16 protein-coding genes are annotated in these 20,662 nt (G+C 60.8%); 13 read left to right on the top strand and 3 right to left on the bottom strand.

Translation table 11 applies throughout. The features are described 5' to 3' along the window. Nucleotides 1-359: 359 nt before the first annotated feature. Entirely contained in the window at nucleotides 360-1,511 is a 1,152-nt protein-coding gene (gene fucO, locus ACZ41G_RS06385; protein WP_033491857.1) for a lactaldehyde reductase, read from the top strand. Nucleotides 1,512-1,816: 305 nt separating this feature from the next. Here fucO and ACZ41G_RS06380 read toward each other — a convergent pair whose 3' ends face one another. Next, entirely contained in the window at nucleotides 1,817-2,764 is a 948-nt protein-coding gene (locus ACZ41G_RS06380) for a glycosyltransferase family 2 protein (RefSeq protein ID WP_304326568.1), read from the bottom strand. A 105-nt stretch (nucleotides 2,765-2,869) separates the two neighbouring features. On the opposite strand from ACZ41G_RS06380, the gene ACZ41G_RS06375 reads away from it, so the two are divergent. The 11 genes from ACZ41G_RS06375 (at nucleotide 2,870) to ACZ41G_RS06325 (ending at nucleotide 15,296) form a co-directional block, all read left to right on the top strand. Further along, complete coding sequence (locus ACZ41G_RS06375; protein ID WP_464144996.1) at nucleotides 2,870-4,474, top strand: AI-2E family transporter; 1,605 nt, start codon at nucleotides 2,870-2,872, stop codon at nucleotides 4,472-4,474. Continuing rightward, entirely contained in the window at nucleotides 4,474-5,700 is a 1,227-nt protein-coding gene (locus tag ACZ41G_RS06370) for a glycosyltransferase family 2 protein (RefSeq protein WP_033506230.1), read from the top strand. Before ACZ41G_RS06375 ends, ACZ41G_RS06370 begins: the two co-directional genes overlap by 1 nt. 193 nt (nucleotides 5,701-5,893) lie before the next feature. After that, a complete protein-coding gene (locus ACZ41G_RS06365; RefSeq protein ID WP_464146249.1) occupies nucleotides 5,894-7,330 on the top strand; it encodes a D-alanyl-D-alanine carboxypeptidase/D-alanyl-D-alanine-endopeptidase in 1,437 nt (478 codons plus the stop codon). Between the two features lie 53 nt (nucleotides 7,331-7,383). Then, on the top strand, nucleotides 7,384-8,487 hold the full coding sequence (gene tilS, locus ACZ41G_RS06360) for a tRNA lysidine(34) synthetase TilS (RefSeq protein WP_464144994.1): 1,104 nt from the start codon (nucleotides 7,384-7,386) through the stop codon (nucleotides 8,485-8,487). Further along, on the top strand, nucleotides 8,474-9,037 hold the full coding sequence (gene hpt / locus ACZ41G_RS06355; RefSeq protein WP_029575896.1) for a hypoxanthine phosphoribosyltransferase: 564 nt from the start codon (nucleotides 8,474-8,476) through the stop codon (nucleotides 9,035-9,037). The genes tilS and hpt overlap by 14 nt, the downstream gene beginning before the upstream one ends. Further along, on the top strand, nucleotides 9,034-11,088 hold the full coding sequence (gene ftsH, locus ACZ41G_RS06350) for an ATP-dependent zinc metalloprotease FtsH (RefSeq protein WP_464144992.1): 2,055 nt from the start codon (nucleotides 9,034-9,036) through the stop codon (nucleotides 11,086-11,088). The genes hpt and ftsH overlap by 4 nt, the downstream gene beginning before the upstream one ends. A 4-nt stretch (nucleotides 11,089-11,092) precedes the next feature. Next, nucleotides 11,093-12,124, top strand: coding sequence for a dihydroneopterin aldolase (locus ACZ41G_RS06345; RefSeq protein ID WP_464144991.1), 1,032 nt, complete (start codon nucleotides 11,093-11,095; stop codon nucleotides 12,122-12,124). Next, nucleotides 12,121-12,804, top strand: coding sequence for a GTP cyclohydrolase I FolE (gene folE / locus ACZ41G_RS06340; protein ID WP_464144989.1), 684 nt, complete (start codon nucleotides 12,121-12,123; stop codon nucleotides 12,802-12,804). The genes ACZ41G_RS06345 and folE overlap by 4 nt, the downstream gene beginning before the upstream one ends. A gap of 20 nt (nucleotides 12,805-12,824) precedes the next feature. Then, nucleotides 12,825-13,688: a dihydropteroate synthase gene (gene folP / locus ACZ41G_RS06335; RefSeq protein WP_464144987.1), complete on the top strand. Its 864-nt coding sequence runs from the start codon at nucleotides 12,825-12,827 to the stop codon at nucleotides 13,686-13,688. Nucleotides 13,689-13,755: 67 nt separating this feature from the next. Then, nucleotides 13,756-14,760, top strand: coding sequence for a dihydroneopterin aldolase (gene folB / locus ACZ41G_RS06330; protein WP_464144985.1), 1,005 nt, complete (start codon nucleotides 13,756-13,758; stop codon nucleotides 14,758-14,760). Next, nucleotides 14,760-15,296, top strand: coding sequence for a DUF3180 domain-containing protein (locus tag ACZ41G_RS06325; protein WP_033491863.1), 537 nt, complete (start codon nucleotides 14,760-14,762; stop codon nucleotides 15,294-15,296). The genes folB and ACZ41G_RS06325 overlap by 1 nt, the downstream gene beginning before the upstream one ends. A 178-nt stretch (nucleotides 15,297-15,474) precedes the next feature. Here the strand turns inward: ACZ41G_RS06325 and ACZ41G_RS06320 are convergent, their stop codons facing one another. Both ACZ41G_RS06320 and ettA read right to left on the bottom strand, forming a co-directional pair. Further along, nucleotides 15,475-16,428, bottom strand: coding sequence for an acyl-CoA thioesterase (locus ACZ41G_RS06320; protein WP_412170551.1), 954 nt, complete (start codon nucleotides 16,426-16,428; stop codon nucleotides 15,475-15,477). Nucleotides 16,429-16,890: 462 nt separating this feature from the next. Continuing rightward, on the bottom strand, nucleotides 16,891-18,567 hold the full coding sequence (gene ettA, locus ACZ41G_RS06315; RefSeq protein WP_033506400.1) for an energy-dependent translational throttle protein EttA: 1,677 nt from the start codon (nucleotides 18,565-18,567) through the stop codon (nucleotides 16,891-16,893). Between the two features lie 528 nt (nucleotides 18,568-19,095). Between ettA and ACZ41G_RS06310 the strand changes: the two genes are divergently transcribed. Further along, a complete protein-coding gene (locus ACZ41G_RS06310) occupies nucleotides 19,096-19,968 on the top strand; it encodes a sulfite exporter TauE/SafE family protein (protein ID WP_033506250.1) in 873 nt (290 codons plus the stop codon). Nucleotides 19,969-20,662: the final 694 nt, after the last annotated feature.

Genomic DNA, 20,662 nt, shown 5'->3' with positions numbered 1-20,662 from the left:
ATGACAGACGATTGGCGGTATGCGAGTGGTGGCAGACGAGCGGCGGTGGAAGGGAAGCAGTGATTGACTGCTGGCGGTGCGTCTTGCGGGGCTGGCGGCGGTGTCAGGCTGCTTGGTTGTGTCTTGCGGGCTGGCGGCGGCGCGTGGTTGGCGACTACAGACTGCTGGCGGTGACACGCGGGACTGCGACACATGAGGCTGGTGGCAGACAGCCGGCGGACATATGCTGCTGGCGGGGCATAGCAGGTGACAGAGCATCTCTCAATTCCGCTCTTCACCGTGTCTTCTCGCTGAGTGACTACAATAAGTTTCGTCAATGGCGTTCCTACACAATGGGAACTGTTCGAAGGAGAACACACATGGTATACCGTATGATCTTCAATCAGACCGCATATTTTGGCCGTGGCGCAATCCGTGAGATACCTGTTGCCGCCAAAGCGCGCGGGTTCAAGAAGGCATTCATCGTCACCGACCCGGTGCTACTGGAAACCGGCACTGTGGCGAAAGTGACCGCAGTACTAGACGAAGCCGGTCTGCCGTATGAGATCTTCGACAATGTCAAGCCGAATCCGCCGGTTGAATGCATCCAGGACGGCGTGAAGAAATTTGCTTCCGCTGGAGCCGACTTCCTCATTGGTCTCGGCGGTGGCTCGCCACAGGACACGTGCAAGGGTATCGGCATCGTCACCGCGAACCCACAGTTCGCCGACGTGCTGTCTCTGGAAGGCGTGGCGGACACCAAGAACCCGTCCGTCCCGATTTTCGGCGTGCCCACCACAGCAGGCACAGCGTCGGAAACGACCATCAACTATGTAATCACGGATACCGCCAACAAGCGCAAGTTCGTGGCAGTCGACCCGCATGACATCCCGGTTGTCGCCTTCGTCGACCCTGATTTGACCGACTCCATGCCTCGTGGACTGAAAGTCGCCACCGGTCTGGATGCGCTGACCCACGCGATTGAAGGCTTCATCACACCCGGCGCGTGGTCGCTGTCCGATTGCCTGTCCATGCAGACCATCCGCATGGTCGCCCAGAACCTTGCCAAGAGCGCCGACGGTGACAAGGCAGCAGGTGAGCAGATGGCATACGCAAGTTACATCACCGGCATGGCGTACTCCAACGTCGGGCTCGGTCTGGTTCACGGCATGGCGCATCCGCTCGGCGGGCGGCTCGGCGTTGCCCATGGCGTGGCCAACGGTATTCTTCTCGCCCCGGTTATGGAATACAACAAAGACTTCACCGGCGAAAAGTACCGTGATATCGCGCAGGCCTTCGGTGTCGCGGACGCGATGACCGGCGATCTGGAAACTGTGCGTGAGGAAGCGGTCCAGGCGGTGCACCAGCTGACCGTCGACCTCGGCAATCCGACCAAGATCTCGCAAGTCGGAGCCACCGAAGCCGACCTCAAGCCGCTCGCACACGACGCATTCCACGACGTGTGCACACCGGGCAACCCGCGCAAGGCGACCGAGGAGGACATCCTCGCGATTTACACGTCGCTGATGTAACGGCCATCTGGCATGCCCGTCCATGGCAACAGCGGTCATCACGACAGCAGCCATGGTAGCGGCTGTGCCATGACGGGGCACGACGCACGGGGCAAGGCCATCGCGGGATTTCTGATTACAGAACCCGTCATGCGACCGGCACCGGCCCAAAATACACAAACTGGTTACGCTGAGACACCTCCCAGCGTAACCAGTTTGTGTAATGGGACGGACGCGGATTCCGTTGCGTACCGCCTACTGTTGCGTTCCGGCGACCGCCATCGTGCTGGAGCGCCGTATGCAGCAGCCCACCACCCGCCAGACCGCTATTGATCCGACCCTGCCAGCGTCAGTGTGCTGCCTTCGGATTCGGGCTGGCCGTCCGCATCCGCGTCGGTTTCATCCTGCTCGTCACGTCTGGCCACGTCGAACTGCTCCTTCAACCACAGCCGCTCCGCCGGATTGATGTCCATACGATCGAGATACCGCTGGTACATCGGATACAGGGTGTGCATCCACGGGTACAGCGCGTACAGCGTATGCTCCGGCTTGCGTTTGCGCCAATGGTCCGGATGCGCGGCGAACGTGTTGCGGAAACGGTTCATGTAATTGCGGAACGACGTGAACGACGTGTCCATACGCCTCGCGGAAATGCCGCAGATCATGCGCTGGCAGTACACGGTTTTCATCGAGCGGCCAAGCAGATGCAGGGAAACGTCGATATCCTCATGCATCACGTCCTCACGGTCACGGCACACTTCGTTCGCAATCTGGCGCCATGCGCTCGCGCGCAATGCCATATTCGACCCGAACAACAGCACTTGGTCGCCATCTGCCCGGTACATGTGTCGGCGCACGCTGTCATCGCCGCGCAAACCGACGCGTTTGGCAGGCATATCGTAGTAGACGACCGGCCCGGTCGCGCCCATCGCTTCGGGATCCTCGGTGAAAATGCCCGAGACCACTTCGACCCAGTCGGGTTTGAGCATGCAGTCGGCGTCCACGCGGCCCAACACGTCGCCGGTGGCGTGGTTCAGTCCGTAATTGCGCGTCGGGATGAGCCCTTGTTCATCATCCTGATGCAGTAGACGGACCGGCGCGTCAGGATGTTCTTCCATGAACTGCTTGACAATGTCGACGGTCGCATCGGTGGACCGGTTATCCACCACGATCACTTCATGGGGCATCACGGTCTGCCGGGTCGCGTTCGTCAGACAGTCGGCGATGCGCTCCTCCTCGTTCCACGCGGGAATGACAATCGATACGGTTAGCATGCTTTCTAGGATAAGCAAGGACGTCTACAGTGCCGCCCCTGCGCCCGACGCTACGCTTGCCGACAACTGTCGACGCTTCGTGTCGCCTATGTAGAATGGGGAGCCATGAGCCAACAAGAGGAACCGCAAATCGATCTTGCCTCGGTCTTCCCGCAAAAGGGTGACCCCCGGCGCCCGCCAGAATGGTGGGGGCGCGGCCTCTTCTATGCTGTCATTGCTGTGTTCCTCGCCGTATTTGTGTGGAATTCGTGGGGAAAAATCGACACCATCGTCCTTGATGTTGTGGTGTCGGTGTTTATCGCGCTCGCCATCGAACCGTTGGTGATCAGGCTGATTCGCCACGGTTGGAAGCGCGGCGCGGCCTCCGCGGTCAGTCTGATCGGTGTCGGAGTCATCGTGGTCGCCTTGATGGTGCTGTTCGGCAACATGTTCGTCCAACAGGTCATCTCCATGGTACAGAGCGTGCCCGCATATTATGACCAGATCACCGACTTCGTATCCAAGGAATTCGACTTCCAGCTGCCGCAAATGGAGAATCTCGGCAACGAAGTGATGAAGAACCTCAAGACATCATGGCTCACAGACGTTGCCGGCCAGGCCTACAACACCACGGTCGGGCTGTTCGGCTTCCTGTTCAACCTGCTTACGGTGCTCATGGTCACGTACTATGTCTCAGCCGCAGGCCCCCGCGTCCGCCGCAGCCTGTGCCAGTGGCTCGGCCCGTCCACCCAGCGTCGTTTCCTGTTCGCCTGGACCGTCGTGCAGGATCAGATTTCCGGCTTCCTGTTCTCCCGCACGATTCTCGCGGCCATCAACGCCACATGCACCGCGATTTTCCTTGATGTGATCCATGTGCCGTACTGGCTACCACTCGCGCTGTTCTGCGGTCTGACTTCGCAGTTCGTGCCCACGATCGGTACGTATCTGGGCGGCGCCCTGCCGGTGATTTTCGCGTGGGCGTCGCACGGGCCGACATACGCGGTGATTGTGGTGGTGTTCATCGTCGTGTACCAGCAGATCGAAAACCTGATTTTGTCTCCGAAGATTTCGCAGCGCACCATGGATTTGAACCCCGCAATCGCCTTCCTGTGCGTGCTGATTTTCGGTTCGCTGTTCGGCGCTCTTGGGGCTTTCCTCGCATTGCCGATCACCGCCAGCCTGCAAGCCATTTTCCGCGCGTGCACGAAACGCTATGACCTGATTGATTCCCCACTGATGAACGATCCGGAGCCGAAGAAGAAATCCAAGGTTGTCGAAGGTGCGGAGGCATTCAGCGAGCATGTCATCAAACCAATGAGCGAGCGAATGCCCCGCGTTGCGCAAAGCTCCGGCTCGCATGTTCCGGTGGGCGAAGAACTGCGTGAATTGCAGGAACAGATGTACCGGCATACTTCGGAAGCCACACCAGGTGACGATGTCCCGACCGTGGCGATTCCCAAAGGCGTGATCAGCCCCGAAGCCGAACCGCTTAAGGGCACTGACGAAACCGAAGACCATCAGCATGGAGTCCACGGTGAACCGAACCGCGATGTTGATGCGGCTCCAGAAGCTCTCGCAGCACCCGAAGTTTCCCAGGCGTCCGAAACTCCCGAGATGCGTGAAACCACCGGGGCTCCCAAGTCTGCCAAGACCCCCGACAATCCTGAGTCCCCGCACCGTGCGCAGGAACGCGCCCAAGCCGATGACAATCCCAGAAAGAAGTGGCACTGATGGTTCTGCTGTCCGTCCTTGATATTCTCCTGATGATCCTCGGCGGCGCCGGACTGGTGTACCAGGCGATTTGTGTGGTCGCCTCGCTGTTCGCCAAGCAGATCACCTTCCCCGACGCGCCCATGGACACGCGGTATGCGGTGCTGATTTCCGCCCGCAACGAGGAAGCCGTCATCGGCAATCTCATCAATTCAATCCGTTCGCAGACCTATCCGTCACAGCTGGTGGACATCTGGCTGGTGGCGGACAACTGTACCGACAACACCGCAGGGCTGGTGCGTGACATGGGATGCCATGTCGTCGAACGCTTCAACAAGGAGCAGGTGGGCAAAGGCTACGCGTTGAGCTATCTGCTGGACCATATGATCAGCGAAGGCGTGGCCGACCGCTATGACGCGTTCTTCGTATTTGACGCGGACAACCGTCTCGACAAGCATTACATCGAGGAAATGAACAAGGCGTTCCATGCCGGATTCAAAATCCTCACCAGCTACCGCAACTCCGTCAACCTTGCCGACAACTGGGTGTCTTCCGGTTCCGCGCTATGGTTCATCCGCGAATCGCGATTCCTCAACAACTCGCGTATGCTGTTCGGCTCGAGCTGTCATGTGGGCGGCACAGGGTTCATGTTCTCCCAGGAAATCATGCGTCGCAACCGTGGATGGAAGTTCCATCTGCTTACCGAAGACCTTGAATTCAGTATGGACTCTGTGCTTCACGGCGACCGGATCGGGTACTGCGGCACCGCAATCCTCTACGATGAGCAGCCGGTCACTTTCGGGCAGAGCTGGCGTCAGCGCCTGCGCTGGAGCAAGGGATTCCTGCAAGTGTTCCGATATTACGGTCCGGCGCTCATCAAACGTGCGGTGCGTGAACGTGACTTCTCCTGTATCGATTTCACCCTGGTGCTCTGCCCGTTCATGGTGCTCGGCATCGCACGGTTCCTGCTGGGTTGCCTATTCGCGGCATGCGGGTTCGTCACGTGGCAAAGCCAGCTGGACTCAATCGGTGGATGGACGTACGGCATTGTGCTCGGCGTGCTGGCGATGATGGGTCTTGCCGCATTGACCTGTGTCGCCGAACGCGGGCAGATCGGTGCCACCAACAAGGAGCTGTTCGCCTACGTGCTCAGTTTCCCGATCTATATGCTCAGCTATGTGCCGATTTCCTTCCAAGCGGTGTTCTCGAAAGCCGAGTGGAAGCCGATTGTGCATCGAGGCAAGTGATCGCACGCCGGCTGTAAGCGCCGGATCCGGGGTGCCGGCCGATGTTTCGCAGGCTTGCTGCGGCTTGCGGCGAACCGGTGCGGCACGTTCAGCGTGGGCGCTAAGCTGGGTCTGCACCGGCCCGCCTGCGAATCACGCGGGATGACCAAGGTGAAAGACTGTCCGACGGAAGGAGTGCGTGGTGGGAGCACGGATGGAGCTGCGCAGGCAACAGCGGACGCAAACGAGCCGGCTGTTGCGTATCGCCATATCATCGGCCGTGACCATGCTGCTGGTCATTGGCTATGCCATCGGTGATATGACTGACGTCCTGCCCGGAGTGCTCACCTTGTCCGACGTCGCCAATCCCTCCTATGCAAGCCCACAATCCGCACGCGCGGCATCGGTCCTCACCGGCAAAGCCGACAGAACACGCGCCATCGACGCCACCGCTGCACAACAGCTGATTGACGCATTCGCCGCGGATCCCAGCGTCGGAACCGATTTCTCCATCGTCATCGCGGATGCGAAAGGCACTGTCGTGGCAAGCCATGAGCCACAAGCCCAGCGCGAACCCGCTTCGACGATGAAAACGCTGACGGCGCTCGCCGCCTCATCGGTTTTGGACATGGGCTCAACGCTGGAGACAGGAGCCTACCTCGAAGGCAGCGGGCAATCCGCCACTGTGTATCTCAAAGGCAGCGGGGACATGCTGCTGGGGTCGGGGCAGAGCGACCCCAATCATGTCAACGGTCGCGCAGGCCTGGGAACGCTTGCGAGTGACACCGCTGCTGCGCTCAACCAACGTGGAATCACATCGGTCACATTGAAATATGATGACACGGTGTTCGCCGATCCGAGGTATCCCGCGACTATTGCGAAGAACAACCCGGGCAACATGTATTACACGGCGGTGTCCTCGATGGCAGTTGACGGTGGGCGCCAATGGACTGCCGACGACAAGCACGACCCCGACTTGTTCACCAGTTATCCGTTGCTCTCTATGACTCCGGCGGCGGATGCGGCATCGACATTCGCGCAACGCCTTACGCAATACGGCATCACGGTGAACGGCAGCCCATCCGCGCAGCGTGTGCCCCAGGGGCTGTCTCCGATTGCGACCGTCCAGTCCGCGACGCTTGCCGAAATCATGGCGTTCACATTGCGACACTCCGACAACACGCTCGCCGAGGAATTCGGGCGTTTGCTCGCCAACGCGACCGGCAACGAGAACAGTCCCACCGGGGCGACCACGGCCGTCAAACAGGAACTCGACAAATTGGGTGTGTCCACCAACGGGCTCGTGATGGCCGACTGCTCCGGTCTGTCCGACGGTTCAAGGCTCACCGCCACCACGCTGGCGGAGGTCCAGGAACGCAATGTCAAGATCGGCGCCGCGGTGGCACAGGCGGAAGGTCTGTCCATCCCCGGGCTCGTCGGCACCGCGAAGACCCGCCTGACCGACCAGTCGGTGGCAGGCCAGTTGCGCGTGAAAACCGGCAGCCTCGCGCAGGTCACCTCTATGGCGGGCAATGTGTCCCGAACCAAAGGCGGGTTGCTGTCCTTCGCCGTAATCGTCAACAATCCAACGAATCTGTATTCGGCGCGAATCGCCATCAACACGTTCATGAGCTCGTTAGCCGGGCTGTAAGGGCTGTAAAGATTGCATTGGGCTGTAAGGATCAGAAGCTGTAAGGAGTCGGCATGGCATACACGGCAACCTTGAAATCCGCCATCGGCAAGCTGCGCGGATGCTTGGAACGGGCCGGCCTCGGACGGCAGGACGAACGATTCGCGCAGCACGGCACGCACACTCCTGCGGGCGATGCGCCCCTCGTGTTGGTCGCATGCTCGGGCGGCCGTGATTCCTTGGCGCTCGCCGCACTCGCCCACATCGTGTGCGGAACCTTGGGATTGCGCTGCGGAGCCATGATTATCGACCACCGCATGCAGGAAGGGTCCGCCGGCGTGGCTGCGCAAGCGACGAGCACGTGTGTGGATCTGGGGCTTGACCCGGTGATCGTGCGCATTGTGCACGTCAATCAAGACGGCAACGGCCCGGAGGCGGCGGCTCGGGACGCCAGATACGAGGCGATGTTCGACGAGGCACGCACGTGTGGAGCGCAGGCCATTCTGCTCGCCCACACGAGGGACGACCAGGCGGAGACCATCATCATGGGGCTGATGCGTTCAGGCGGTGTCGACGTGCTGGACGGCATGCGCGAATGCAACAACCGGTATGACGATGTGATGCTGTTGCGTCCGTTCCTTGGTATCACACGGGAGCAGACGACTGCGATATGCCGCGATTTGGGAATCAGCTGGTGGGACGACCCGACCAACGGCGACCACATCCCTCAGGGGGAGCGGTTGCCGCGTGACTACCCGCTGCGTTCCCGGATTCGGCACGACCTCATGCCGTTGCTTGACGACATCGCGGGCGGCGACATGGCCGGTCATCTCGCCCAATACACCGATATCGCCGCCAGAGACCGGGATTATCTCGAATCCAAAGCACTGGTTGCCTACGATTCCGTCGTCACGCCGGAGGAAACCGGGGGAAGCCTCGGGTGTTCGCTGGACGCGAAGGCGATGTTCTCCCTGCCTGCTGCAATCAGAATACGAGTTATTGCGATGGTGTGCACGAATCTCGGCATTGCCGCGTCAATACAGCACATCGAATCGATTGAGCGTCTCATCGTTGACTGGCATGGCCAGGGTGTGGTGTCGCTTCCCAGTGGTTACCAAGCTTTCCGCAAGAAACACGTCATTCGCGTGTGCCAAGATAGTGGGCATGAAAATCGCTGATGTTCAGGACCAGATCGACCACGAGTTGATCAGCAAGGCAGATATCCACAAGAAAATCAATGAGGTTGCCGCGCAGGCGAGTGAGGACTACCGCGGCAAGGACCCTCTGCTCGTCGCCGTGCTCAAAGGGGCGGTCAACACCATGGTCGCCTTCTCGCAGGCGATGAGCATCCCGGTGCAGATGGATTTCATGAGCCTGTCCAGCTACGGGTCGGGAACGTCAAGCAGCGGCACGATTACGGTTCGTCAGGATCTGTCCACGGATGTACGCGGCCGCAATGTGCTCATCGTTGAAGACATCGTGGATTCCGGGCGTACGCTCGCATGGTTGGTCGAGGAACTCAAGCGCCGAGGTGCACAATCCGTGGAGGTCTTCGCGCTGTTGGAGAAGCCGTCCCGTCGTGAAGTCGACGTGCAGGTAAAGTACAAGGGGTACGAGGTCCCTGACGAGTTCGTCGTCGGATTCGGTCTCGATTATGACGAACGCTTCCGCAATCTCGATTCGATCGCGGTGCTGAAGCCGGAAGTATACCAAGGAGAACAGGCATGAGCTATCCGCAAGGCCCGCAGCAGCGGCCGCCTATGGGCGGAAACAACGGCAATCCATTCCGCCGTGGCGATTCCGATAACTCGCCGAAGGGCGGCAACGGGGATCACCTGTGGTGGCAGTCCCCTTGGTTGTGGGTCGTGGTGCTGGTGCTGCTGACCATCGGCGCGTTCCAACTCTTCGCCTCCAACGGCACACAGACCATTAACACGCAGGACGGTCTGAAACTGCTTGAGGACGGGCAGGCCACCTACGCCGAAGTGATCGACAACCGGCAGCTGGTCAAGCTTGAGCTTAAGAACGACTACACGAAGACCGACGCACAGGGCAAGACGCATAATTACGGCAAGAACGTCCAGTTCTACTACACCTTCGCCCAAGGCGCGGATATCATCAAGGCCGTGCAGAAGGACGATCCGAGTGACGGCTGGACATCCAACATGCAGCAGACGAGTGCGATGTCCTATCTCATCACGTCCATCCTGCCGTTGGTCATTTTCCTGGGGCTCCTGTGGTTCATGATGAGCCGCATGAGCAACGGCATGCTCGGCATGGGTGGTCGCAAGAACAGCGGAAAGCTGCTTGAAGGCCAGACCCCGAGCACCCGGTTCGCCGATGTCAAGGGTGAGGACGCTGCACTGCAGGAGGTCGAGGAAATCAAGGACTTCCTCAAGGATCCTTCCAAGTACAAGGCCCTGGGTGCCCGCATTCCTCGCGGTGTGCTGCTCTACGGCCCTCCTGGAACCGGTAAGACGCTGCTCGCGCGCGCCATCGCAGGCGAGGCGGGCGTGCCGTTCTACGCGACTTCCGGCTCGGACTTCGTCGAGATGTTCGTCGGCCTTGGCGCCTCCCGTGTGCGCGAACTGTTCGACGAGGCGAAGAAGAACGCCCCGGCCATCATCTTTATCGACGAAATCGACGCTGTCGGCCGCAAGCGTGGCTCCGGCATGAGCGGCGGGCACGACGAACGCGAGCAGACCCTCAATCAGCTGCTCGTCGAGATGGACGGCTTTGACAACGATACGAACCTGATTATTATCGCCGCGACGAACCGCCCAGATGTGCTTGACCCGGCGTTGCTGCGTCCAGGGCGTTTTGACCGTCAGGTTGCCGTCGAAGCCCCGGATTTGGAAGGCCGCGAGGCGATTTTGAAGGTCCATGCCAAGGGCAAGCCGTTCGTGCCGGACGTCGACCTGCATATGGTCGCCGTGCGTACGCCCGGTTTCACGGGCGCCGATTTGGCGAACGTGCTCAACGAGGCCGCGCTGCTGTGCGCCCGTGCCGGTGCCCAGCTGATTGACAACCGTGCCATCGACGAGGCCATCGACCGTGTGCAGGCCGGCCCGAAGCGCCAGTCGAAGGGCATGGCGCTCAACGAGTTGCGCAACACCGCCTACCATGAGGGCGGCCACGCCCTGGTCGCCGCGTGCATGCACGACACGGACCCGGTCACCAAGGTGACGATCCTGCCGCGAGGCCGCGCCTTGGGCTACACGGCCGTCATGCCGACCTCGGATCGCTATTCCGAGTCGCGCAACCAGCTGCTCGACCAAATGGCATACGCGATGGGTGGGCGTACCGCTGAGGAGATTGTATTCCACGACCCGACCACAGGCGCGTCGAACGATATCGAGAAGGCAACGAAGATCGCCCGCAAGATGGTGCTCGAATACGGTTTCTCTTCGAAGCTCGGCGCAATCAAGTGGGACAATGCAGACGCCCAGGACGATTACGACGGGTTGAAGCCCCGACCGTACTCGGAGCGCACCGCGGAAATCATCGATGAGGAAGTTGACAAGTTGATTGAGAACGCGCATACCGAAGCGTGGAACGCGATTAACGACAACCGTGACATCCTCGACGAACTGGTCCGCCAGCTGCTGGTCAAGGAGACCCTTAACGAGAAGGAACTCGCCGAGATCTTCGCGAATGTGAAGAAGTCTCCGAAGCGTGAGGTATGGCTGTCCGACGAACGTAGGCCGGATTCCGACAAGCCTCCGGTCGAGATTCCGGACTCACTCAAACGCGGTGTTGGAATGAAGCCGGGCGAGTGACCATATGGATTCCATACGATTGACGGGGATTCGCGCCGCCGCAGGGCAGGGCGGATCCCCGTCCGCTTGTTCTGGCCATGATGACGCGCCGCGGTGGCGTGATCTGCGTGCCGATGTCACGGTCACGCTTGATCTGCGGGAAGCCATCGCCGGCGATGACATCACACAAACCGTGGATTACGCCCAGCTGACCGATCGGGTGCGGCAGGTCATGGCGGCCGGCGCATACGAGTGTGCGCTGGTAGAAACGATTGCAGGACGCATCGCGCAGGCGGTGCTGCTGTCCCACAGGGTCCACTCGGTCGATGTCGTGCTTCATGCCGGGCACCCGCACGGGGCGGACATCGACGAAATCGTTGTGAACGTTCATCGTATGGCGGACGATGACAGCCGTGTCGGCGCTACACCGGCGGTGCAGGCGAGCGGATTAGTGCCGAGACAAGACAGCGGTGAGAACGGCGGCGATGCGCACGCCGGCAACCCGTCAGACGGCGGACGACACAGCGCCAGCAAATCAGGCGTCCCAAGCGGGCATGCCAATCCCGCACAATCGCAGGTGCAGCAACCTTCCCACGCCGTAATCGCCATGCGTGGTGGCAGCGGGGACGGGGAACACCTGATGCGCGCCGCGGTCGTCGCCTTGGACAGCGTACCCGGCAACCAAGTGACCGGAATCTCGCCGCTGTACCACGTCAGCGCCATCGACGGCCCGGATTCGATATCAGCGGTGGTGCTTGTCGATACGCGGCTGGACCTTGCCGCACTCAGCCACCTGCTGGCTTCCATCAACGACAAGCATCGCGACACGCTTGCATTGCACGCGGTGACTATGCGCTCTGATGCCGAGGACGGCCGGCATGAACAGGTCGGCTGGCAGGAAGCGAAAACCAAGGCGTCGATCCTCGCTCCGTGGATGGATATTGAGCCGGATGCCAGCTTTGACGGCGACCCGCTGTCCTACCTGTTGGCGCTCGCTCCGGACGCGACGCAAGTGGGGATGTTGTCGGACAGCTGGATTCTAGGAGGAATGCAATGAACAGCACGGACGAAACGAACCGTCAAGCCGCTCAAGCCAGTCAGATTGCTACTGCCGCTACGACCGGCGCGGCCGGTGCTCCATGCGCGGCTCATCAGCAAGACACACCCGATGATGGCATTGACGATGCGGCGATCCGTACCGCCGTGAGGATGTATCTCAAAGCAATCGGCGAAGACCCGGATCGCGATGGCCTGCTCGACACCCCCGATCGGATCGCCCGCGCTTCGCATGAGCTGTTCGCGGGTCTGCACAGCAATCCGCAGCAGGTCCTGGAGAAGCGATTCCCGGTGGACACCGATGAAATGGTTCTGGTACGCGATATCGAACTGTATTCGGTGTGTGAACATCATCTGCTCCCGTTCCATGGCGTCGCGCACGTCGGCTATATCCCCTCGCACGGGGCCGTTGTCGGGCTGAGCAAACTCGCGCGGCTGGTGGACGTATACGCGCGCCGCCCGCAAGTCCAGGAACGGCTCACCCAGCAGATTGCGGACGCGCTTATGGAGTATGCGGATGCGCGAGGTGTCATCGTGGTCACGGAGTGCGAGCACTTGTGCATGTCCATGCGGGGCGTGAAAAAATCCCAAGCCCGCACCACGACATCGGCGGTTCGCGGAATCATGAAGAACCCGACGACCAGAGCCGAAGCGATGAGCCTGATCTTCTCGCAGCGGTGAACACGGAAAGAAGACAACACATGGACCAAGCATTGCAGGCGTTGCACGATGCCCCCAACACCATGGTGATGGGGGTGCTCAATATCACCGAAGATTCATTCTCGGACGGAGGCAAGTGGCTTGATCCCCAGGCCGCCGCCGAGCACGGCCATGCATTGGCTAAGGCGGGGGCGCAGATCATCGATATCGGCGCAGAATCCACCCGTCCCGGCGCCAAACGTGTCAGCGAACAGGACGAGCTCAATCGCGTGCTCGGTGCGGTTCATGCGCTTGCAGACGCCGGCGTGCCGCTGTCCATCGACACCACCCGCGCCAGTGTGGCAGAAGCGGCTTTGGAAGCGGGCGCGTCGATTATCAACGATGTGTCAGGCGGCCGTTTGGATCCACAGGTTCCGCAGGTGGTCGCCGAACACGACTGTCTGTATATCGTCCAGCATTGGCGCGGCTGGCTTTCGGGCTCGCAGGGCGCGACCCCGGATGCCGATACCTCCGTGTACGCGGGCGGTGTCATGCACGATGTCCGTGAGGAGCTGCTCGGACAGGTCGACGATGTGCTGGCCGCCGGAGTCAGGCCGGAACAGATCATCATCGATCCTGGGCTGGGGTTCTCCAAGCCGAGCGCGGCGCATAATTTTCCCTTGCTTGTCGGCTTGGATACCTTGCGCGCGAGCGGGTATCCGGTACTGATCGGTGCATCTCGCAAGCGTTTCCTCGCTGATGCGGGGATTGACGCCGGCAATATGGCGGCGCGGGATGATGCGACCGCCGCATTGTCCACCATGTGCGCCGAACATGGCGCGTGGGCTGTGCGTGTCCATGATGTCGCAAAATCGCTGGCCGCCGTCACGATGGGCACCATGTGGCGGACCTACGCCAACGCGTGATGCGGGCTGATTGCGTGCTGAACTTGGGCTGAATGCGGCATTCGTTATTTGGAAAGGAGCTGCGCACATGGATACCATCACGCTCACAGGAATCCGTGCGCAAGGTACGCATGGCGTGCTGGAGCATGAGCATACGCGGCCTCAGCCGTTCATCGTCGATGCGACAATCGAGCTTGATCTCAACGCTGCCGGCCGGTCTGACGCGCTCGATGACACGGTGGATTATGGCCGGGCGGCGAAGGCGATCGTCGGGATCATCGAAGGGGAGCATGTCGACCTGATCGAACGGCTCGCCCAGTGTATCGCCGATGCGTTGCTCTCATTTGAGCGGGTCAGGCGGGTCACGGTCACCGTTCATAAGCCGCATGCGCCGATCACCGTGCCCTTCACTGATGTGAGCGTGACCATCACCAGGGATGCCGAGGATTGTCTAACTGCGCCAGCGGACGATGATGTCGCGGTCGGCGATTGTGAGGATTGCGGCGATCAGCACGAGGGCAGCGCCCGAAGCATCCACCACGTCGTGTTGTCTCTCGGTGCGAACCAGGGCGGAAATGCCGCTGCCATCACCGGGGTGTTGCGTGACGCCGTCCGGCAGCTTGATGCAATCGAGGGCACGCAGATCACCGGCGTGTCGTCGCTGTATCGCACCAAGGCATGGGGAATGCCGCAGAATACGCCGGATTTCCTCAACGCCATCGTGCTGGCATCCACCACGCGCAGACCGCGGGAGCTGCTGCAGACGATCCACGATATTGAGCAAAGCGCCGGCCGCGACCACGGCCAGCATTGGGCATCACGGCCGCTTGACATTGATATCATCGATGTTGACGGCATGGTGTGCGACGACCCGACGTTGACGTTGCCGCATCCACGGGCGTGGCAGCGTGCTTTTGTGCTTGTGCCGTGGGCTCAGGTCGATTGCGACGCGCGGCTCGCCGGCCCGCATGGCGGCGAGGTCGCCGAACTTGCGCGCAATACCCCGGACGCGCACAGTGTGGAGGTCGTCTGTGACGATTGGATGGTTGCACAAGCGGACAACCTAGGGAATCCTGATACGCAAGGAGATTGATGATCATGCGAAGAACCCCGTGGTGGCAGTACGCGATTGCGGTGCTGGCAGGCTGTCTGCTCAGTGTGGGTGTGACGAAAGTCGCGGAAAACATCCAGTTTGACATGCTTGGTGCGCCGATTGTGGTGTCGGTGGTCATGCTGGTTATGGGACTGGTGGTGCTGGGGTTGGCGATCCAGGTGCGTATCTATGCGCGGACTGATCCGAAGAAACGTACGCGCAGGCTTGATCCCGAGCGTGCGGTCAACACGTTGATCCTGTCGAAGGCGCTGGGGCTTGCTGCGGCGTTTTTGCTTGGCTGGTACGGGGTGCAGTTGATCATCGCGTTGCCTCACAGCGATGCGCCGTATTATGCGGGGGCGATTCGCGAATGCGCTATCGCGGCGGCGGTCAGCTTGATTGACATGATCATCGGCATCATCAGCGAGTGGTTCTGTCAGTTGCCGCCCGATGAGGGGCCGGAGAACCCGAAGATCAAGGAGCGTCAGCGTCAACAGCGTCAGCTCGCCCGTGGCGGCGTCGCCAAACGCAGCTAGTGTGCGTGCCGCTTCTGCCGACGGTGAGTGCGTCGTCAGCGTCGACAGAAAGTTGCAAACTAGGTGTTTCCCAAACGGTTACGCTGGTGCTCGGTTTTCCGTCAGCAGTTTGTGAGTATCCCCAAACTGCTGATGCTGGGGCCGGGTTTTGCGTAGCCAGTTTGGGAAAACGAACCGGCTACGCCGGGGTGTTGCTGGTTTCGCTGCCGGATTGCAAGGTTTCGAGGGTCTTGTCTGGGACGCGGATCATGGCTTCCTGTGCCATCACCGCGACCAGTTCGCCGTCGCGCGAATACACCTTCGCGAGCGCCAGCCCACGCCCATGAGCGGCGGTCGGCGTATCCTGCACATACAAATGCCACTGGTTGATGTCGATATCCCGATACCACCACATCGAATGGTCGATGGACGCATAGGAAATCCCCGGTGTCGAAATGCTCAGCCCCGCGCGCCGCAGCACCGGCTCCATCATGATCTGGTCGCAGCCGAGCGCCAGCATCGCCCGATGCATCACCTGCGGCACGTCTGCGGTCCCATCCGCCTTCATCCACACCATCTGACGGCCGCTGTCCCGGTCCGCGGACTTGTGGTCGGCGCCCAACATGATGGTCGGCGTCACATGACGGATGTCGAATGGGGATTTGCTGGCGTAGAAATCAGCGAACGGAGACTTTTCCGCGTAGGGTTCCATCAGTTGTTTGGCGCTGGTCAGTCCTTCTGGACCCGGCACATCGGCCGGCATCGGATCGGCGAATTCGACACCCCGTTGGCCGGTTTCCTGGAAGCTCGCGATGGCGGTGAGAATCGGCCCCTGCGCCTGCGTGACATTGACACGCCTAGACGAGAAGGAATGCCCGTCACGCAAGGTTTCCACATCGAAAAGCACATCCTGGTGAATATCGCCGGCGGCGATGAAATACCCGTGGATGGAATGGGGGAGCCGGCCGTTCGGCACGGTTTTCGCCGCGGCGATGACGGACTGCGCGATCACCTGGCCGCCATAGACGCGCCCCGTGGGGAAATACAGGCTTTCCCCATTGATGTAGGTATGGTCCCGATGCGGGGAAGGGGTGCCAAGCTGCAACACCTTCACCAGATGCTTCAACGGTGTCATCGGTTCGTTCTGCGTCATAATCGCTCTTTTCTGCCTGCCCGCCGGTCAGCGCGGTGAGCGTAGTTCGGTCGACGTCATGCGTCGCATGGTGTAGTCTAATCCGTTCAGCGGAAGACCTTCGGATTTCGCGATGAAATCCGTTTTCGTCAACGAAATCCGCATCCTGCGCATGCGCCGTGTGTTATGACACAGTACAGCAGGTGTGTATTTCCGTTGCGATTCGACTTGTCCTTATGTATGTAAACGCACGGTGGCATCGGGTGAACATCCGGCGACTACAAGGTGAACCGGGCGCCGCCCCGTGCTTGATTCCGGTTGGACTCGACGAAAGAGCATACCAAGAAATCCAAGAACCAAACCCAAAACCCAAACCCAAAACTCAAGAACCTCCCGGTCGGTTGCCCGACTGGGAGGTTCCATGATTGATTGCCGTTCGCCTATCGCACGGTGTAGAGCGCCGGCGGACGCATCCGCATGCTACTAACGCGTCAGCTTGCGATGCAGACGATGAGGCCGTGCCGCGTCCTCGCCGAGGCGCGCGACCTTATTCTCCTCATACGCTTGGAAGTTGCCTTCGAACCAGTACCAGTGCGCCGGATTCTCGTCGGTGCCCTCCCACGCGAGGATATGCGTGGCGATGCGGTCGAGGAACCAGCGGTCGTGGGAGATGACCACGGCGCAGCCGGGGAATTCGAGCAGCGCGTTCTCGAGGCTTTCCAGCGTCTCGACATCAAGGTCGTTGGTCGGCTCGTCGAGCAGCAGCAGATTGCCGCCCTGCTTGAGCGTCAGCGCCAGATTCAGGCGGTTGCGCTCGCCGCCCGAGAGCATGCTCACGAGCTTCTGCTGGTCGGAGCCTTTGAACCCGAAGCTTGCCACATAGGCGCGGGTGGGCACTTCCACGCCGCCGACCTCGATGAAGTCAAGCCCGCCGGAGACGGCCTCCCACAGGTTCTTGTTCGGATCGAGGCCTGCACGGTTCTGGTCGACGTAGGAGATCTTGACGGTGTCGCCGATGGTGAGCTTGCCTGAAGTGAGCGGCTCCAGACCGACGATTGTCTTGAACAAGGTGGACTTGCCCACGCCGTTCGGGCCGATCACGCCGACGATGCCGTTACGCGGCAGCGTGAAGCTCAGATCGTCGATGAGCACGCGGTCGCCGAACGCCTTGTGAATATGTTCGGCTTCCAGCACCTGCGAGCCCAGACGCGGCCCCGGCGGGATCTGGATTTCGGAGAAGTCAAGCTTCTTGGAGTTGCGTGCCTGCTCCTCCATCTGGTCGTAGCGCTCGAGACGCGCCTTGTTCTTGGCCTGACGGGCCTTCGGCGAGGAACGCACCCAGTCGAGCTCGTTCTTCAGGCGCTTGGCGAGCTTGGCGTCCTTGGCGCCCTGGATTTCCATACGCTTGGCCTTCGTCTCCAGATACGTGGAGTAGTTGCCCTTGTACGGGTACAGGTGGCCGCGATCGACTTCGCAAATCCACTCGGCCACGTTGTCCATGAAGTAGCGGTCGTGGGTGACAGCGATGACGGCGCCCTTGTACTGGTGCAGGAACTGTTCGAGCCACAGGATCGATTCGGCGTCCAGATGGTTGGTGGGCTCGTCGAGCAGCAGCAGGTCGGGGGCTTCAAGCAGCAGACGGCACAGGGCGACACGACGGCGCTCGCCACCGGAGCACACGCTGACCGGGGTGTCGGGGTCGGGGCACTGCAACGCGTCCATCGCCTGCTCAAGTTGGGAGTCGAGATCCCAGCCGTTGGCGGCGTCGATTTCGGTCTGCAGCTTGCCCATTTCCTCCATGAGGGCGTCGTAATCGGCGTCGGGATTCGCCATTTCCTCGCCGATTTGGTTGAAGCGCTCAACCTTCTCGGCAATCGGACCGAACGCCATCTTGATGTTCTCGCCGACGGTCTTGTCTTCGTCGAGCGGCGGATCCTGCTGGAGGATGCCGACCGTGTAGCCCGGGGTGAGGGTCGCTTCGCCGTTTGAGACGGTGTCGAGACCGGCCATGATGCGCAGCAGCGTGGACTTGCCCATGCCGTTGGGGCCCACCACGCCGATCTTCGCGCCTGGCAGGAAGCTCAAGGTCACGTCGTCGAGGATGACCCGGTCGCCGTAGGCCTTGCGCGCCTTGATCATTTGATAAATAAACTCAGCCAAAGTTGTTCCGTTCTCCTGATGTGCGCCGGGGAGGCGCATATGGAATGTAATCGGTCACAATAACCCTTCCATTATGGCGTATACGGTCTACAGCGGGTGGGTCGATGACGGGGCGCGCGGGTGGGGCGTCGGGTTTCGGCGAGTTGTGCGATTGGTGGGTTGCATGGCGGACAGATTTAGGTGGTTCGGAGAGTCTGATGGGCCGGTATCTGCCCAGTGTGCGACATTGCGGTCGCCCCCGGCCCGTCGTTGCTGTTCGTATCTTGGACGGGAAAGTGGACGCCTCCTCGCCTTCCTCGTACTATCAATCGGCGGGACATGCGATTGACGGGATTATCCTTCGTCGGGACTTGCGATAGACGAGACTATCAATTGACAGGACTTGGATGAACAGGACTTGCGATTGGCGGGACGATCAATCGACTGGGCTCGACAATTCCGGATTCGCGTCTGTCAGTTGCAAACACTCGGAAATACGGCAACACCGGCATTCACATTGCCGTTGCGCCCGCGGAGGTGAGGTACATCATGATTGCTGGATACTCGGTACTCACCCTGCTGTTGGTGGCGCTTGCCGGTGTCGGCGCTGGCTTCGTGGGGTACGCCGTGGGCGCATCATCGCTGATTTCCTACCCTGCACTGTTGGCGCTGGGAGTGCCGCCCGTCCTCGCCAACGCGTCGAACACGGTCGGCGTGCTGGGCACGGGATTCGGCGGTGCGCTCGGTGCGCGCAAGGAGTTGCATGGATTGCATCTCAGGGCCGCGATTTACGTGTCGATTGGCGTGGTCGGCGGCATCCTGGGGGCGTTGCTGCTGCTTGAACTCGACCCGAAGGTCTTCGAATTCGTTGTCCCGCCGCTGATCGCCCTGAGCAGCGCCGCAATCGCCCTCAATCCGCGCGGGCGCGCCGAAGCCAGACAGGCCGCCGCAGCAGCACAGGCGCAAGCTGTCCAGCTGGGACTGAATGAGGCATCGCCGGACGGCAATACAGGGAAGCGGCGTTCCCGCCCGCTCGTCCGTACACAAACCGAGCCGCTCTCCGAAGACCCGTGGTGGGTCTGGCTTGGCGTGTCATGCTGTGCAATCTACAGCGGCTATTTCGGAGCCGGCGCGGGCACGTTGGTCCTTGCGGTGCTTGACGCCGCCGGCATCGGACCGTTCCATCAGGTCAACGCGCTGAAAACCCTGATCGGGTGGGGCGCGAATATGAGCGCATCCGTGGTGTTTATCGTGCGAGGCGTCGTCGATTGGCCGTTGGCCATCGTGATGTGCCTCGGCTGCTTCGCCGGCAGCTACATCGCCCCGCCGATCACCCGGAAAATCCCTGCTCGCATCATGCGCATCGCCGCGGTGATCGCCGGCATTGCCCTGACCATCGACCTGGCCATCAAGACTTACTGACCTACTGACACGGGCTTGCTGATTCTTTGGGCTTGCTGATTCTGTCAGCGTTGGCTTGCGCGCCATGCCTGCCGCCCCATGCCATCCGGCACAGCCTTGCGCGTCACGCCCTGCCGACGCGAAGGGGCATCTGCGGTTGTGTTGGGTTGTGTGAGGATTGGTTCGCAAACTGGGTGGTTGCAGTGCTGAGATTAACGGTTTTGGCCGGGTTGTGTTGGGTTGTGTGAGGATTAGCTCACAATCTGAGTGGTTGAGCAGTGGGTGTCGTCGGTTTTGGCCGGGTTGTGACTGGTTGTGTGAGGATTGGTTCGCAAACTGGGTGGTTGCAGTGCCGAGGTTGACGATTTTGGTCAATCTGTGTCGGGTTGTGTGAGGATTGACTCACAAACTGGGCTGTGCGGGTTAGCGGACGCCGATATCAGCCGGGTGCAGGCCTCTGCGACTGCGTCGAATGCGCCACAGTCCGGCACCGCCATGTACCAACACGAGGGGCAACCGCCTCGTTCACCCCATGTTCGGCATTGCCGACTGCGTTTCCAACTGTGTCACCAGCCATGTCACCAACTGCATTGCCAACCGTGCCGCCAACCAACTGCGTCACCAACCGTGTCACCAACGGTGCCGCCAAATGCCGCGCGTCGAATTCGACACCTCGCGATAGACTGAATTGTCTGAATAACGCCGCGGGAGTGCG

The organism is Bifidobacterium porcinum, from assembly GCF_055378475.1.
The sequence above is the reverse complement of the archived record's forward strand: the minus strand, read 5'-3'. Positions and strand labels throughout refer to the sequence as shown.

Bases quoted from the DNA above. Each gene is read 5' to 3' on its own strand.
- folB (WP_464144985.1), top strand. From the start codon at position 13,756: ATGGATACCATCACGCTCACAGGAATCCGTGCGCAAGGTACGCATGGC.
- ACZ41G_RS06370 (WP_033506230.1), top strand. From the start codon at position 4,474: ATGGTTCTGCTGTCCGTCCTTGATATTCTCCTGATGATCCTCGGCGGC.
- ACZ41G_RS06325 (WP_033491863.1), top strand. From the start codon at position 14,760: ATGATCATGCGAAGAACCCCGTGGTGGCAGTACGCGATTGCGGTGCTG.
- folP (WP_464144987.1), top strand. From the start codon at position 12,825: ATGGACCAAGCATTGCAGGCGTTGCACGATGCCCCCAACACCATGGTG.
- hpt (WP_029575896.1), top strand. From the start codon at position 8,474: ATGAAAATCGCTGATGTTCAGGACCAGATCGACCACGAGTTGATCAGC.
- ACZ41G_RS06365 (WP_464146249.1), top strand. From the start codon at position 5,894: ATGGAGCTGCGCAGGCAACAGCGGACGCAAACGAGCCGGCTGTTGCGT.
- ACZ41G_RS06375 (WP_464144996.1), top strand. From the start codon at position 2,870: ATGAGCCAACAAGAGGAACCGCAAATCGATCTTGCCTCGGTCTTCCCG.
- folE (WP_464144989.1), top strand. From the start codon at position 12,121: ATGAACAGCACGGACGAAACGAACCGTCAAGCCGCTCAAGCCAGTCAG.
- ACZ41G_RS06310 (WP_033506250.1), top strand. From the start codon at position 19,096: ATGATTGCTGGATACTCGGTACTCACCCTGCTGTTGGTGGCGCTTGCC.
- tilS (WP_464144994.1), top strand. From the start codon at position 7,384: ATGGCATACACGGCAACCTTGAAATCCGCCATCGGCAAGCTGCGCGGA.
- ACZ41G_RS06380 (WP_304326568.1), bottom strand. From the start codon at position 2,764: ATGCTAACCGTATCGATTGTCATTCCCGCGTGGAACGAGGAGGAGCGC.
- ACZ41G_RS06320 (WP_412170551.1), bottom strand. From the start codon at position 16,428: ATGACGCAGAACGAACCGATGACACCGTTGAAGCATCTGGTGAAGGTG.
- ftsH (WP_464144992.1), top strand. From the start codon at position 9,034: ATGAGCTATCCGCAAGGCCCGCAGCAGCGGCCGCCTATGGGCGGAAAC.
- ACZ41G_RS06345 (WP_464144991.1), top strand. From the start codon at position 11,093: ATGGATTCCATACGATTGACGGGGATTCGCGCCGCCGCAGGGCAGGGC.
- fucO (WP_033491857.1), top strand. From the start codon at position 360: ATGGTATACCGTATGATCTTCAATCAGACCGCATATTTTGGCCGTGGC.